The following is a 13,851-nucleotide window of genomic DNA, read 5'->3' as shown; positions in this document are numbered from 1 at the left end:
GTTATGTGCCTGTTACTTCGTTCGGTTGTGCCGCCGATATTAACCCCAAACCCAACGACCTAGATAGGCGTTTTCGCATTTATCGTGAAACGCTTTCGCGTTTTTCGTGCGCCGCTTCAGCCGATATACTCTTTAGCCGTTTCCTTGTTTTTAAAAAGAAATAAAATACCGCGGCTTCCCATATGCTTCTTCTGAACCACCATGGTGTCAATTCCATTAGCCAGGTAGTAATCAAATGCCTCCATCGGGTGTTCCAGGTAACCATCCAATTGGGAAGGTTTTGGAATCGGGCTCATCGTCGGTGGGAGATAGACAATTTCCTCCAGCGGTAAGGTGTAATGGGAAAGATCGTCCAAGGCAGATTTGGCAGCATCTTTATAAATGGCGATTTCGCCAAGCTGTTCTGTTAACACGGAAAAACCATTAACAAACTTTCCTAAATTAGGAGGTGCCAGCCGCTTTCGTTCCCATTCCTTCAAGGGGTTATCCCGGACATTTGCGTAATCCTGTTTCGCAGCAACAGAAACCAATTGTTTTTCCGGATAGCGATAGGCTGTTAACCTCCCCCCAAACACGACACCTTGGTCGATGTTCAGTGTATTGTTGACCAAAAGTGGCTGCGGTTTCGGGTCATGTCCCCAAATAATTAATTCATTGGATTGATGTTCAATTGTCCAGTCCTTACGACGCGGCTTGCCATTCTCATCTAAACCCTCTGAATCCCCATACCGGCAATAATCTGAAATTCGCTGCGATTGTTTGCCAATGTAATGGTCTTTGATTCCGGCATGTGTGGCTACAGCCACCTTTACGCCATTTTTTCGGATAATTAAATGCGATTTTGCTGCCAAAAGAAGATTCTTCAGATCCTCCTTTAATTGATCAGCTGCCTCTTTACCGAATCTGCCCTCATACTCCATAAAATCTGCTTCGACCTTTTCATCACCATGTGCAAGATTGACGTTACGTCCGTCCAGCCAACGGGCAATCTTCCACCCATGATTGCTATCAATCATATAAGCTAATCCAGCATCAATGTGCTTTTTGAAAAATTGCAGTGTTTCCAACGAGCGGGGTCCCCTGCTCATCACATCACCTAATGATAGAATTTTTCTCCCTTCAGGATGTAAAAAGTATCCCTCTGCATTTTCCACATATCCAAGCTTGTTCAACAGCTCAATGAACTCTTCATAGCAGCCGTGAATATCGCCAATAAAATCCATTCCATTCTCGATGTCAATTAGTAATGCATTTTTCTGTCTGCCTATCACTAATCCCTGGAGCTCTGTTTCATTTAAAATATATGTGCGGTGAAATCCTTCTTTTTTAATCGATCGTAATGTCCGCTTAAAGTGTTGATATTGCTGTTTAATACGATTCTTTCCTCGGGGGAAATCCCTGTGTGGATCCCGTACAATTAGCTCTTCTTCAGCGACATTTAAAACCACTGCCATCACAGGTACATGATGTTTCTTCCCTAGTCGAATGTACTGTTGGCGATCATCCTCCTTTAAATGAGTCGCATCAATAATCGTTAATTTATTTAAGCGGCACCGTTTCCCAAGGAGGAAATCCATCACCGCAAATGCTTCGTTTGATATGCGATGATATTCATCAAAGAGAGCATCCGCTTCATCCTTTGGCCGTGCATTCCAATTAATATATTCAATGTCACTGACCAGAACGCGAAATTGATCTGAACTAATTACTTCGGAAGCCAGTATCCTATTTTCTTCAATTAAACGGTTCAACAAGGTCGTTTTCCCACTGTTTGAAGGTCCAATAAGCAAGACAATTCCCGCATCCGGCAAGTAAATTTTCGTCATTTTGAAGTTCCCTCCTCTCTCGTAAAAATTGCCATTTGCGTTGGCTGACCGTAGCTAGGATTTTCTTTACCAATTCCTTGAAAACGAAGCTGATAAGGATTAGGTCTTGCCCACTCTACACACCTTTCCCTAAACTCCTCCCTTGTCCATTCAAAGCGGTGATCTGTATGCCGCATCGACTCATCCATGTCATAGACCACATTATATTCCCGATTCGGTGTGGTCACTATCAAAACAAGAGGACGATTATTATTGAAAATTGATTCAAATATTTTCGCTAATCGATGTTCATCGATATGTTCGATGACTTCACATAAAATCATGACATCCTTATTGTTCAGCCGTTCATCATAATAAAATAAAGAACCCAAAACGGGTGTTGGTGCAATGAATCCAAATTTCCCACCTGCTTGCTCAAATCTTTCCATTGCTCGTAACCGTGCTTTATTAGATGGCTCGACAGAAAGAATCTCTTTCACGCCCTCAATGAAGCCAAGCTGAACCGACAACTTTCCTTCACCGGCGCCAAGATCAACAATCGTTTCTCTTTTTGGCAAAGTTTCGATATATTTAATAATTGCTTCGTACCGAAGATCATTCAAACGAACTTTCGTGCGATCTACTATTTCAACATCTGGAATCTCTTTTTCGTAAAATTTGGATTGCGAAATCATGTTATGGAATCGTAAAGTACGTTTTAGGATCATCGCCTTCAGCGGGTGTGTTTCTAACCATCCTTCACCGTACCGATCAAGCTTTTCGATTTCCCGTTCATCAATAAAATAATGTTTATAATTATCAATAACAGGAATGAGAATCGACACTTGTTTTAATGCGTTCTGTACAGTCTGCTTTCCTTTTAACGTGATATATCGGGCAGAGCTTTTTTCACGGATGAAGCTATTCCCTCGTTCCACCTCTACCTCGTACCCGATAGGGGCGAATAGGGCTTCCAGCTCCTGATCCCGTAAATCTGATGCAATCGGACCAAAGGCAAGATCCATATCAAATGGATGTTCGACCCACGATACATACTCCTCCTTCGGCTTACCATTTAATGCTGTCCCCAGAGCCTTTCGAATCGATGAGACAAAAATACTGCTTGCCGCAAACTCACGATCGTTTATGTAATGTGTAATATCATATAAATCAGGTGAATTTTTTACTAATTCAATTGGATCAGTGTTTACATAAATAAGAACCTGGACTTCTTCACTTGAAAAAGTAGTATACAACAGGCGGACGGTGAGCCCTTTTTCACCACGTTCAAATAAATTATTTGGATTTTTCGCTAAAAGATAAGAAACGGCCTCCGCACCAGGACCTCGTACTGTTAATGATAGTTGCATCCATAGCACTCCACTCTCATTGGACATGTTTTTTAGTCCCATTTTACCAATAAAACCACGAATTGGGAATTTACTTCATTATCAATCCTTTGGAATAGTAAAAAAAGACCTTGATCAGGCCTTTTCTTATCATATTAAAATTGAAAATCATCATCATATCGATATTTTCGATACCTTGCTGCATAGCAGGCATCACAGGTTGGAAAAGAATGGTCCCATGGCAATTTTTTTCCACAAGTTTTACATTTTTTAACAAATTTTTTTATATCTGTTTTTAAGCGTTCCTGCACCTGATCACTGATTTCCTCCCTGAGCCGTTCCCAATATATTGCCTCCGTTTTCTCACCCAAGCGATATAAAAATAAGAGATGCAGCCCAATAGCTTTATAGCTTAATTCTAATTCTTCTAAGCTGCGTTCCTTTACAACCGGTTCCGGCAGCTCCCTGCCTAGCATAATGGCATACATCGTATCCTCCCATTGTCTTGTCAATACTTGCTCATTTTTTGAAAAGGGCAGATGTAAAAAGCCGTATAAATCCATTAAAGAAAACCTTGCTTCAATTTCAGTCCCGGCAATCAATTGATAGAGCGATTTCTCCTCTGAAAGCGAGGCTTTCTTCGTCCCTTTAGGACTTTCAAATTTCCCCCAAAGCTCAAAAAAAGTCCCTAAATCGTGATAATAACGTTGAAAACGTTCGAACACGGAATTCGTTGGAGCAATTGAAAACGTATGAACAGGCTCATCCTCCTGCAACAACAGATTTCGCATTTTTTTAATGTCACTTGTAAACGCTACCTTCCCAACATCATAAATCCCTTTGCGTCCGGCACGGCCGGCAATTTGCTTTACTTCTTGAGAGGTAAGCAGCCTTCTTCGTGTGCCATCAAATTTATCATTCTCAAGGAAAACAATCCGGCGAATTGGCAGGTTCAATCCCATGCCGATTGCATCTGTTGCAACAATTACCTTTGTCTTTCCCTTATTAAACTGCTCAATCTGCTTTTTTCTGGTTTCCGGCGGCATGCTGCCATATATCATGCTGACAGAATAACCGTCATTTTGCAGACGCGAGGCTGTTTCAAGAACACGTCTTCGCGAAAAACAAATCAGGGCATCGCCTCTTTTGCAATGCTTAATATGAAATTCCTTGTTCTCCACTTCAAGCGGGGTATCGCGGCTATATTCGTGTATTTCGATGTTCGAATCCCCTAATAACTCCAGCAGCATGTGTTTGGAGTTCTTGCTGCCGATGATATGGACTTCATCAGCATGAGCTTTAGTGATTGCCTTATACCAAGAAAAGCCGCGGTCTTTATCGGTTATCATCTGGGCTTCATCTATAACGACCACTTCGTAAACTTCTTTTTCATGAAACATTTCTACCGTACAAGAGATGTGTTGTGCACCTGGGGTCACTTTTTCCTCCTCACCTGTTTTTAAGGAGCAGGGTGTTCCTTCGGCATTCAATTTATCATAAACCTCCAGGGCCAACAGCCGGAGCGGCGCCAAATACAAACCGCTATTGGCTGTTTTCATTCGCTCAAGGGCATGATGAGTTTTCCCAGTATTCGTTTCGCCAATATGCAGCACATAGCGGACATGCCTTTGGTAAGAAGGGGCGTATTCTGTTCCAAAGATATCCCTCATCATCTGTTCTTCGGCTTCTCTTTTTCGTTGTAATTCTTCTTGCTCTTCCTTTTGTTTCTTTTCCCGCTCTTGGAGATCCTTTTCTAACAGTTCCTTGTGCACAGTAAGGTCAAAAGGAATGTCTGCTAACCGTAATAAGTCAGATACATATTCATCCTGAATATCTTCAATGAAATACCCTTCAATATCATACAAAAGTTGGGCAATACTGCCTTTAACAAAAGGAGCCGATAATTTTTCTTGAAAAACCGTGTGAAAATCATCTTTGAGCACTGTTGAAAGGTGTTCTAAAATTGTTTGAGGAATATGTTCAGACAAAAAATCTGCTATTAAACCTTCGTATACAAAGAAATAGGTTTGATATTCGTAGACGCTTCTGCCCCAGTTTACAGTCTTATGAATATTACCCGTCAGTTCTTCAAAAAATGTTGCTAATGTTGTATATTCGGCTGGATTAAATGACCCTTGATTTACTAATTTTTCCTCTAAGGCAACTGGATCGACCGATTGAAACTTCACATTATTTTTCAGATCAGAAGCTAACTGCTTTGCAACAAAGTGGCGTATATATAAATAGAACAAATCATATTGTTCCTCCAAAATCCCAGCGGCAAAATCCTCTATTTCACTTCGAATCGATTGCTTTTGCTCTTCTAGCAGCTTCTGTTCTTCCCTCTTTTGAAAAGCAGCTTTTGCTTTCTCATACCGCTCCGACCACCATTTATCTTTATCTGCGAAGGTTTCCTTCAACCATCCCATCGCATCAAAAGGCATATATAATCTCATTTCATCCCGAAATAGTTTATTCAAAAGTTTTCGGTCAATTCCCTGAACCTCAAATCCCCGGTCCGTTAAAAATTGCTTCTTTTCATTTTTAGACACATCATTTGTTGATTTATTTAACCACACGTTCACCCAAATTTGCTCTGTGTAATGGCCGCGATCCTTCAAGTATTGGTCAAATGAAGGCAAATTTTCTCTCATCTCCAGATAATGGTCGATATCATCAATCACTTTCATTTTTGTATGTTCAACTGCTTGAGGGTAAATGGATGTTAATTTGCTCAAAATTAACCCTCCTTTTCTAAAAAATGTTTTCTTTTTTTCATTCTAACACATAATAAAAAACCGAACAAATATTCGGTTTAAATATTATGCCGGTTACAATAGTCGTCAACCAAATCCTCAATTTGGTCTAATTCAGGAAACTTGCCTGAAAACTGAAATGTAATTTCCTCGATAAATTGGTCTTGGTTGTACACATGAACTGCGCCGTTTTGCATTATGACACTGAATTCAGGAACAAAACGATATCCATTTCGTTCAATAGCCCCCATTTTTTAGTCCCCTTTTCATTTTTCTTTAGTATAAGCAGATTTTGCGACACTAATCCCGAATCCAAAAATCCGCGAAAAGAGGACGGCACCGCATTGGCACCGTCCTTCCTAAAAAATTATGCGGTTGTTAATACCTCTTCCTTATTAACTTCATGGCGAATCGTTGCCTGCGCGGCAGCCAAACGAGCGAGCGGCACGCGGTAAGGTGAACAGCTGACATAATCTAAACCTGTTCTGTAGCAGAAATCAATTGAGCTCTTTTCACCGCCGTGTTCGCCGCAAATCCCTGTTTTTAGAGAAGGCTTCGCCGCACGGCCCAGCTTGACACCCGTTTCCACTAACTTTCCTACACCTTCCTGATCAAGCACGGCAAATGGATTTTCCGGTAATACCTTATTTTCAATGTAAGCTTGCAGGAATTTCCCTTCCGCATCATCACGGCTATAGCCGAATGTCGTTTGCGTTAAATCATTTGTCCCAAATGAGAAGAAGTCTGCTTCTTCGGCAATTTGATCAGCCGTTAAGGCTGCACGCGGAATTTCAATCATTGTTCCAATTGTATACTCAATTTGCTTACCTGTTTCTTCTTGAACAAGGTTAGCCGCGTCAATAACCAGCTGGCGCATTTGTTTTAACTCATTCACATGGCCAACCAACGGAATCATGATTTCCGGCTGTACTTCCATGCCTTTTTCCGCCAGTTTTGCCGCGGCATAGAAAATTGCCTTTGCCTGCATCTCATATATCTCTGGATAAACCATCCCTAAACGGCAGCCGCGATGGCCAAGCATTGGGTTATACTCATCCAATTGGCGTACCTTTTTAAGCAATTGTTCTTTTTTCTTTAATTCAGGTGACCCCGGTTCCGTGATTTGCAGCTTGGTCACATCTACTAATAGTTCTTCTTTATCTGGTAAAAACTCATGTAGCGGCGGATCAAGCAAACGAATGGTAACAGGGAAACCTTGCATCGCTTCAAAGATTCCTTCAAAATCGCCTTGCTGCATTGGTAATAGATCATTCAATGCTTCCATTCTCTCCGCATAATTTTCCGCAAGAATCATTTTTTGCACAGTTGGAATTCGTTTTAAATCCATAAACATATGTTCAGTCCGGCATAAACCAATTCCGCCTGCACCGAATTCAAATGCTTTCAGTGCATCTTCAGGATTATCCGCATTGGCACGTACACCCAATTTCCGCTCTTGGTCTGCCCATGCAAGCAGCATTTGGAACTCATTGGAAAGTTCAGGAGCAATCATTGGAATTTCCCCCAGCATGATTTCTCCTGTAGAACCATCAATTGTGATAATATCACCATAATTCACAAGCGTTTCGCCAATGCTAAATTGCTTTGCTTTCAAATCAATCTTTAAGGCCTCGCATCCGCAGATACATGCTTTTCCCATGCCGCGAGCTACTACAGCAGCATGGCTTGTCATACCGCCACGGCTTGTCAAAATGGCTTGCGAAGCAACAATTCCATGAATGTCATCCGGTGTGGTTTCAGGTCGAACTAAAATCACTTTTTTTCCTTCATTTCCTAATGCCTCAGCCTCATCTGCATCAAATACCACTTGGCCGGTTGCAGCCCCAGGGGATGCAGGTAAGCCTTTTGCTAAAATGTTTTTTTGAAATTTATCATCAATGCGGTGGTGCAGTAATTGGTTTAATTGGTCCGGATCGACACGCAGTAAAGCGGTCTTTTTATCAATTATTCCTTCCTCAACCATCTCAACAGCGATGCGAATAGCAGCTTGTGCTGTCCGTTTTCCATTGCGTGTTTGCAGAATGAACAGCTGTCCGCGTTCTACAGTGAATTCAATGTCCTGCATTTCTTGATAATGCTGTTCAAGCCGTTTGCATGTATCAGAGAATTGGTTGTATACTTCTGGCATTTCGTCTTTTAAAGTCGCAATCGGCTGAGGCGTGCGAATTCCTGCCACTACATCTTCCCCTTGGGCATTGATTAAATACTCCCCATAAAGAACATGCTCTCCAGTCGATGGATTTCTTGTAAAGGCAACGCCTGTGCCGGAGTCATTCCCCATGTTACCAAACACCATACTTTGAATATTAACAGCAGTACCTAAATGATCTGGAATTTTATTTAAGCGGCGGTACACAATCGCACGCTGATTATTCCAAGAATTAAATACAGCGTTAATCGCTAGGAAAAGCTGTTCCTTAGGATCTTGGGGGAAGTCTTTTCTTGTATGCTTTCTCACAATCCCCTTATAGCCAATAATAACCTCCTGCCAATCTTCAGCCGTCATTTCAGGATCAGAAGAATAGCCTTTTTGCTCACGAGTTTCTTCTAAAAATTGTTCGAAATAATAGGTATCAATTTCAAGCACCACATTACTAAACATTTGTATGAATCGGCGGTACGAATCATAAGCAAATCTCGGGTTATCCGTCAATGTTGCAACACCAATAACTGTGTCATCATTCATCCCTAGATTCAAAATGGTATCCATCATACCAGGCATGGAAAAGACAGATCCGGAACGAACAGAAACGAGCAATGGATTTTGCGGGTCACCCAGTTTTTTACCCATTTTTTCTTCCAACTGAGTCAGCGCTTCTAAGGTTTGCGTTTCTACTAAAGTCGGAATGGATTTACTAGCTTCATAGTATGCATTACAGGCCTGTGTTGTAATCGTAAAACCATAAGGAACCGGGAGACCAATCCGAGTCATTTCTGCTAGATTCGCACCTTTTCCCCGAGTAATTCCTTCATATTTCCTTGTCCTTCTTCAAATAAATATACGAATTTTTCCATTGCTATATGCTCCTCTCTTTTTTCAATATATCTAGAATTAATCCGGCTGTTTCTTCTACTGCTTTATTTGATACATCAATAATCGGACAACCGACTCGTTTCATAATTTTTTCTGCATGATCTAATTCTTCTAAAATTCTTTCAAAACTAGCATAATTCGCTTGAGAAGCTAATCCTAATGCTTTTAAACGCTCCTTGCGAATTTCATTCAATTTATCGGGTGAAATGATTAATCCGATACAATTTTTCCTCGGCACTTGATATAATTCATCAGGAGGCGGCACTTCAGGAACCAATGGAACATTGGCAACTTTAAAGCGCTTATGTGCTAAGTACATTGATAGAGGTGTTTTGGATGTTCGCGACACACCGATTAAAACAATGTCTGCCTTCGTTATTCCTCTTGGATCCCGACCATCATCATACTTTACAGCAAATTCAATTGCTTCAATTCTTCTAAAATATTCCTCATCTAATTTTCTCATTAGTCCTGGTTGGTGGTGTGGCTGCTTATTTAGTCGAGATTCAAAGGCGTTCATCAAAGGACTGAGTAAATCTACCGCTACGATTCCCTCTTCTTCTGCCCGACGATCCAAGTATTCTTTTAGCGTGGGAATGACAATCGTATACACGATAATGGAACGATCTTTTTTGGCTAGTAATATCACATCTTCAATATCTTCAAAGTCATCCACATTTGAATTGCGGCGAATGTCAACATGGCCGCCGTTAAATTGCATTGCAACTGCTTTTACAACTAACTCAGCAGTTTCTCCTACTGAGTCTGATACCACATAGACAACTTCCTTCTGTACCAAAATTTCAGCCACTCCCTTAGTCTGGTTTTTCATCCATGATTTCTAAATATGCTCGTGTAATCGTAGTTTTCGTGATTCGACCGACAAGCAAATATGTACTGTTTTGCTCGTCTATGTTCTTTACAACAGGCAAAGAATCGATGTGATTATGAATCATTTTCTTAGCAGCTTCGAGCAATGTTTCTTCAGGATTAATAGTAATCACGTTAGGCATTCTTGTCATAATGATACTAACAGGTAATTCATTCAGATTTTGATTCCCTATAGATGCTCTAAGCAAATCCTTCCTTGAAATCACACCTGCTAAATGACCATCTGCATCAACAGCATAAAGCGTTCCGACATCCTCCAAAAACAATTGCACAATGGCATCATAGACAGAGGTTGATTTTCCAACGACAATTGGCAGTGCTTTATAATCATTTACTTTTTGATGAAGAAATCTTTCGGCTTGTCTTTTCATTTGAATCTTTTCGTTGAAAAAGTACCCTACTCTGGGTCTTGCATCAAGGCTGCCGGACATCGTTAAGATAGCGAGATCCGGTCTAAGTGCTGCCCGTGATAACGAAAGCTTTTCCGCAATTTCTTTTCCCGTTATCGGTCCATTTTGTTTAACAATTTGCAGAATCTCATCTTGGCGTTTTGTGAGTTTAATCACTAACACCCCCTTACTTACAATAAATATGGTATATACTATGTAGTTATTATATATGTGTTATACTTATTTGTATATAGTATACTACATTTGATTAAAAAGTAAAGCACTTATTTACAAATGTAATAGACAGTTAATTATGTAACTCTACGGAATAAAAATACCGCCAATCCTTTGGCGGTGTCAACCCTATTTTTGACAATTCTGACAATAAAACGTTTTTCTTGAAGAGACCATATCCATCACAATGATGGACCCGCACCGATAACAATTTTCTCCTTCGCGATCATACACTTTCCTTAAATCATAGAACCCCCCTGTAAGGGAATCCCCCATATAAAAAGGATGGTCCATATAACCGCCATTTTTCGTAGCATCTTGTAGGACTAATTTCATTGAATGAAATAATTGGGTCCGATTCAATTCATTACAATCATCAATGTCTTTCGTTGGTAAAATTCCTGCATGAAAGCATATTTCCGCGGAATAGCAGTTCCCAATCCCTGCAATAAATTTCTGGTCAAGCATCGTTGTTTTTAACCTTCCATGTTTCGAAGCAATTCGTTTTAAAAATTCATTTAAAGTTAACGCTGAATCAAGAGGATCCGGCCCTAAGTCAGAAAGGTTTTGCTCCGCTTCCTTCTGACTATAGAGATGCAAATACCCGAGACGTAAGCCAATAAAGTATAGATGCTGCTCCCCAAACGATAATCGAATCTGAATTGTTCGTTTCGGTTTTTCCACGTCTGTACCGAAAAACATCCAGCCCCCCAACATTAAATGTAATAGTAGGACCTGGCCATTTTGTAATTCAAACAACAAATGCTTCCCTCTTCGAGTAATGTTGAGCACTTTCAGGTGCATGATTGTATTTTTAAAAAGCTCTGGATTTACATTAATGGATTTTTCACGATTTATTTGGACCTCGGTAATCATTTGTCCTGCAATGTTTGCCATAAGCAGATGTTTATAGGTTTCCATTTCCGGGAGTTCTGGCATCAAAATAACTCCTTCCGCTAAAATGTTTCTATAGTATAGGATGCCCAGGAACTATTAGGAAAATGAAGTCAAATTAAGAATTCTTCCATTGTAGGAACACTTCGAAACCCAAGTAAATTAATCTTCATTACTTATTCCGTTAATTCTGTTCAGTAGTTCATAAGGACGCACACTAAACGCTTCATAGGGAATGCAATTCCCTTTCATCGCATCTATTACTCTTGGAATGAATTTACCTCGTGTAACAAATTGTTTTACATTGGCATGATTGATTGCAATAAAACGAACATCCTTTGTTTCTGTCGATGTTTTTGGTTGTCCTCCCAGGCATTTTCCCCGAAAAACAACGGATAATGTACTTCCATTAGAATAGACTCCGGTTACACCTTGTAATTGAACAATAATGCCTGTTTCCTCTAAAATTTCCCGACACAAGGCTACATCAAGTGTTTCACCGTCATCCACTCTGCCTCCAGGAAGTTCCCACGTATCTGCCCGCCAAAAGGTTTTAACTAGTAAGGTTTCACTCAGTTCATTTGTTATATATCCGCTAACCGTAACGTTTTGTTTCGGGGTGCTGTATGACCCGGTCGGTGTTAAGCAATCTTTCTGATTCTCTAAAAATAACCGACCAAGCTTTTGTAGTTGAATTTCAGCCTGCTGATGCATTTCATCACGTAACACCCTTTCTTCAATTTTTACATACTCTTCATAGCTTGGATACTCCCAAATAGCAATGATTTCATCTTCTGATACAGTTATCCAGCGACCGACTAATTTTGCGCCATTTTTTAACTGATTGGGAAGCAAGTACGTATGAAAAAAATCATTAAATTCACCGATTTTTCCCGGGAGTACTCGAACAGTTTCTCTTATAAAAAACATAATAATCCTCTCTTCACTTTTTACTTGTTCCATTTTACGTGAACTAATCAAATTCGTTCAGAATGTCGGTTTTATTAAACAGTAAAGTGAAATGATTATTTTTATTAAAAAAACGCCTCCTACAATGAGTAGAAAGACGTTTATTACTTAAAATAGTTGGATGATGTTTGCTGTTTAGTTAAATTTGATTTTAGGTAGGAGGCGATGCACTATCGATCCAGAAGCAGTCGTTTTAGTTCATTATTCTATTCATCCATGATGGCTTCAGTCCTATCCTGGAAACTCTTCTTAAAAGCATATGCCAAAAGTGTCGATAATGTTGTAATGAGAATCACAACACAATTATAATGAGTAAGTGCTTAATGCACACTATTTTTACGGCTAAAATCGTGCGTTTAGGCAAAATAAAAACGCCTTACGAATGTACGTAAAACGTTCTACTACCGCAAATTACGGATACCGGTGGTCGGGGTCGAACCGACACTCCAGAGGAACACGATTTTGAGTCGTGCGCGTCTGCCAATTCCGCCACACCGGCATATAATAAATAAAAAAATCCCGTAAATCAGAACAGGATATTTGGCAGGGGCAGTAGGAATCGAACCCACACTGAAGGTTTTGGAGACCTTAGTTCTACCTTTAAACTATGCCCCTAAAATGGTGGAGGGGGACGGATTCGAACCGCCGAACCCGGAGGGAGCGGATTTACAGTCCGCCGCGTTTAGCCACTTCGCTACCCCTCCACATATGGAATTCAGAAAAATGGCGGAGGAAGAGGGATTCGAACCCCCGCGCGGTTTAACCCGCCTGTCGGTTTTCAAGACCGATCCCTTCAGCCGGACTTGGGTATTCCTCCATTTTTCCCAAAAAAATACTAACTTGGTAGCGGCGGAGGGGATCGAACCCCCGACCTTACGGGTATGAACCGTACGCTCTAGCCAGCTGAGCTACACCGCCAAAATTGAAAATTTTAAGAAATTGCTGATGGTCGGGAAGACAGGATTCGAACCTGCGACCCCTTGGTCCCAAACCAAGTGCTCTACCAAGCTGAGCTACTTCCCGAAAATAAATAGTGCCGAGGACCGGAATCGAACCGGTACGGTAGTCACCTACCGCAGGATTTTAAGTCCTGTGCGTCTGCCAGTTCCGCCACCCCGGCAGAAGAAGAGCGGAAGACGGGATTCGAACCCGCGACCCCCACCTTGGCAAGGTGGTGTTCTACCACTGAACTACTTCCGCAAAAAAAATGGTGCGGGTGAAGGGAGTCGAACCCCCACGCCTTGCGGCGCCAGATCCTAAGTCTGGTGCGTCTGCCAATTCCGCCACACCCGCATTTTGATATTCTAGAAAGACAGAAAAAATGGTGCCGGCGAGAGGACTTGAACCCCCAACCTACTGATTACAAGTCAGTTGCTCTACCAATTGAGCTACCCCGGCATTGTTAACATAATAATATTATGGTGGAGGATGACGGGATCGAACCGCCGACCCTCTGCTTGTAAGGCAGATGCTCTCCCAGCTGAGCTAATCCTCCATATATAACAGCCT

The 13,851-nt window shown here is 41.1% G+C and carries 8 protein-coding genes, 11 tRNA genes and 1 pseudogene; all 20 read right to left on the bottom strand.

Translation table 11 applies throughout. The features are described 5' to 3' along the window. Positions 1 to 116: 116 nt before the first annotated feature. Complete coding sequence (locus ACO1D1_RS03295; RefSeq protein WP_423334934.1) at positions 117 to 1,826, bottom strand: AAA family ATPase; 1,710 nt, start codon at positions 1,824 to 1,826, stop codon at positions 117 to 119. Then, positions 1,823 to 3,175 (bottom strand): 3' terminal RNA ribose 2'-O-methyltransferase Hen1, encoded by a 1,353-nt coding sequence (locus ACO1D1_RS03290; protein ID WP_423334933.1) that lies wholly within the window; start codon positions 3,173 to 3,175, stop codon positions 1,823 to 1,825. The genes ACO1D1_RS03295 and ACO1D1_RS03290 overlap by 4 nt, the downstream gene beginning before the upstream one ends. A 134-nt stretch (positions 3,176 to 3,309) precedes the next feature. Beyond that, positions 3,310 to 5,892, bottom strand: a complete 2,583-nt coding sequence (locus ACO1D1_RS03285; protein ID WP_149870513.1) for a helicase-related protein — start codon at positions 5,890 to 5,892, stop codon at positions 3,310 to 3,312. 77 nt (positions 5,893 to 5,969) lie between these two features. Continuing rightward, entirely contained in the window at positions 5,970 to 6,161 is a 192-nt protein-coding gene (locus ACO1D1_RS03280) for a YbxH family protein (protein WP_149870514.1), read from the bottom strand. A gap of 116 nt (positions 6,162 to 6,277) precedes the next feature. Beyond that, positions 6,278 to 8,946, bottom strand: a pseudogene (ppdK, locus tag ACO1D1_RS03275) (pyruvate, phosphate dikinase). 2 nt (positions 8,947 to 8,948) lie between these two features. Then, positions 8,949 to 9,764: a pyruvate, water dikinase regulatory protein gene (locus tag ACO1D1_RS03270; RefSeq protein ID WP_423334935.1), complete on the bottom strand. Its 816-nt coding sequence runs from the start codon at positions 9,762 to 9,764 to the stop codon at positions 8,949 to 8,951. 16 nt (positions 9,765 to 9,780) lie between these two features. Further along, positions 9,781 to 10,422 carry a helix-turn-helix transcriptional regulator gene (locus tag ACO1D1_RS03265; RefSeq protein WP_411675454.1) on the bottom strand — a complete coding sequence of 214 codons (642 nt, stop codon included), beginning with the start codon at positions 10,420 to 10,422 and terminating at the stop codon, positions 9,781 to 9,783. 186 nt (positions 10,423 to 10,608) lie between these two features. Beyond that, a complete protein-coding gene (locus tag ACO1D1_RS03260; protein ID WP_423334932.1) occupies positions 10,609 to 11,418 on the bottom strand; it encodes an Fpg/Nei family DNA glycosylase in 810 nt (269 codons plus the stop codon). 117 nt (positions 11,419 to 11,535) lie between these two features. Next, positions 11,536 to 12,336 (bottom strand): NUDIX domain-containing protein, encoded by an 801-nt coding sequence (locus tag ACO1D1_RS03255; RefSeq protein WP_423334931.1) that lies wholly within the window; start codon positions 12,334 to 12,336, stop codon positions 11,536 to 11,538. A gap of 424 nt (positions 12,337 to 12,760) precedes the next feature. Further along, positions 12,761 to 12,841: transfer RNA gene (locus tag ACO1D1_RS03250), tRNA-Leu, on the bottom strand. A 42-nt stretch (positions 12,842 to 12,883) separates the two neighbouring features. Beyond that, a tRNA-Trp gene (locus ACO1D1_RS03245) sits at positions 12,884 to 12,957 on the bottom strand. Between the two features lie 4 nt (positions 12,958 to 12,961). Further along, positions 12,962 to 13,046 (bottom strand) — tRNA-Tyr (locus tag ACO1D1_RS03240). Between the two features lie 20 nt (positions 13,047 to 13,066). After that, positions 13,067 to 13,159: transfer RNA gene (locus tag ACO1D1_RS03235), tRNA-Ser, on the bottom strand. A gap of 24 nt (positions 13,160 to 13,183) precedes the next feature. Continuing rightward, a tRNA-Met gene (locus ACO1D1_RS03230) sits at positions 13,184 to 13,260 on the bottom strand. Between the two features lie 28 nt (positions 13,261 to 13,288). Next, a tRNA-Pro gene (locus ACO1D1_RS03225) sits at positions 13,289 to 13,365 on the bottom strand. An 11-nt stretch (positions 13,366 to 13,376) separates the two neighbouring features. Next, positions 13,377 to 13,462, bottom strand: a tRNA-Leu gene (locus tag ACO1D1_RS03220). 8 nt (positions 13,463 to 13,470) lie between these two features. Then, positions 13,471 to 13,542: transfer RNA gene (locus ACO1D1_RS03215), tRNA-Gly, on the bottom strand. An 8-nt stretch (positions 13,543 to 13,550) separates the two neighbouring features. Beyond that, a tRNA-Leu gene (locus ACO1D1_RS03210) sits at positions 13,551 to 13,635 on the bottom strand. A gap of 29 nt (positions 13,636 to 13,664) precedes the next feature. Next, positions 13,665 to 13,740 (bottom strand) — tRNA-Thr (locus ACO1D1_RS03205). A gap of 21 nt (positions 13,741 to 13,761) precedes the next feature. After that, positions 13,762 to 13,837: transfer RNA gene (locus ACO1D1_RS03200), tRNA-Val, on the bottom strand. Positions 13,838 to 13,851 lie beyond the last annotated feature (14 nt).

Origin of the sequence: Neobacillus sp. 19, from assembly GCF_049463095.1 — a bacterium.
In the GTDB taxonomy this organism is placed as follows: Bacteria; Bacillota; Bacilli; order Bacillales; family Cytobacillaceae; genus Neobacillus.
The sequence above is the reverse complement of the archived record's forward strand: the minus strand, read 5'-3'. Positions and strand labels throughout refer to the sequence as shown.

Coding starts and splice junctions, on each gene's coding strand:
- ACO1D1_RS03295 (WP_423334934.1), bottom strand. CDS start 1,826: ATGACGAAAATTTACTTGCCGGATGCGGGAATTGTCTTGCTTATTGGA.
- ACO1D1_RS03290 (WP_423334933.1), bottom strand. CDS start 3,175: ATGCAACTATCATTAACAGTACGAGGTCCTGGTGCGGAGGCCGTTTCT.
- ACO1D1_RS03280 (WP_149870514.1), bottom strand. CDS start 6,161: ATGGGGGCTATTGAACGAAATGGATATCGTTTTGTTCCTGAATTCAGT.
- ACO1D1_RS03260 (WP_423334932.1), bottom strand. CDS start 11,418: ATGCCAGAACTCCCGGAAATGGAAACCTATAAACATCTGCTTATGGCA.
- ACO1D1_RS03255 (WP_423334931.1), bottom strand. CDS start 12,336: ATGGAACAAGTAAAAAGTGAAGAGAGGATTATTATGTTTTTTATAAGA.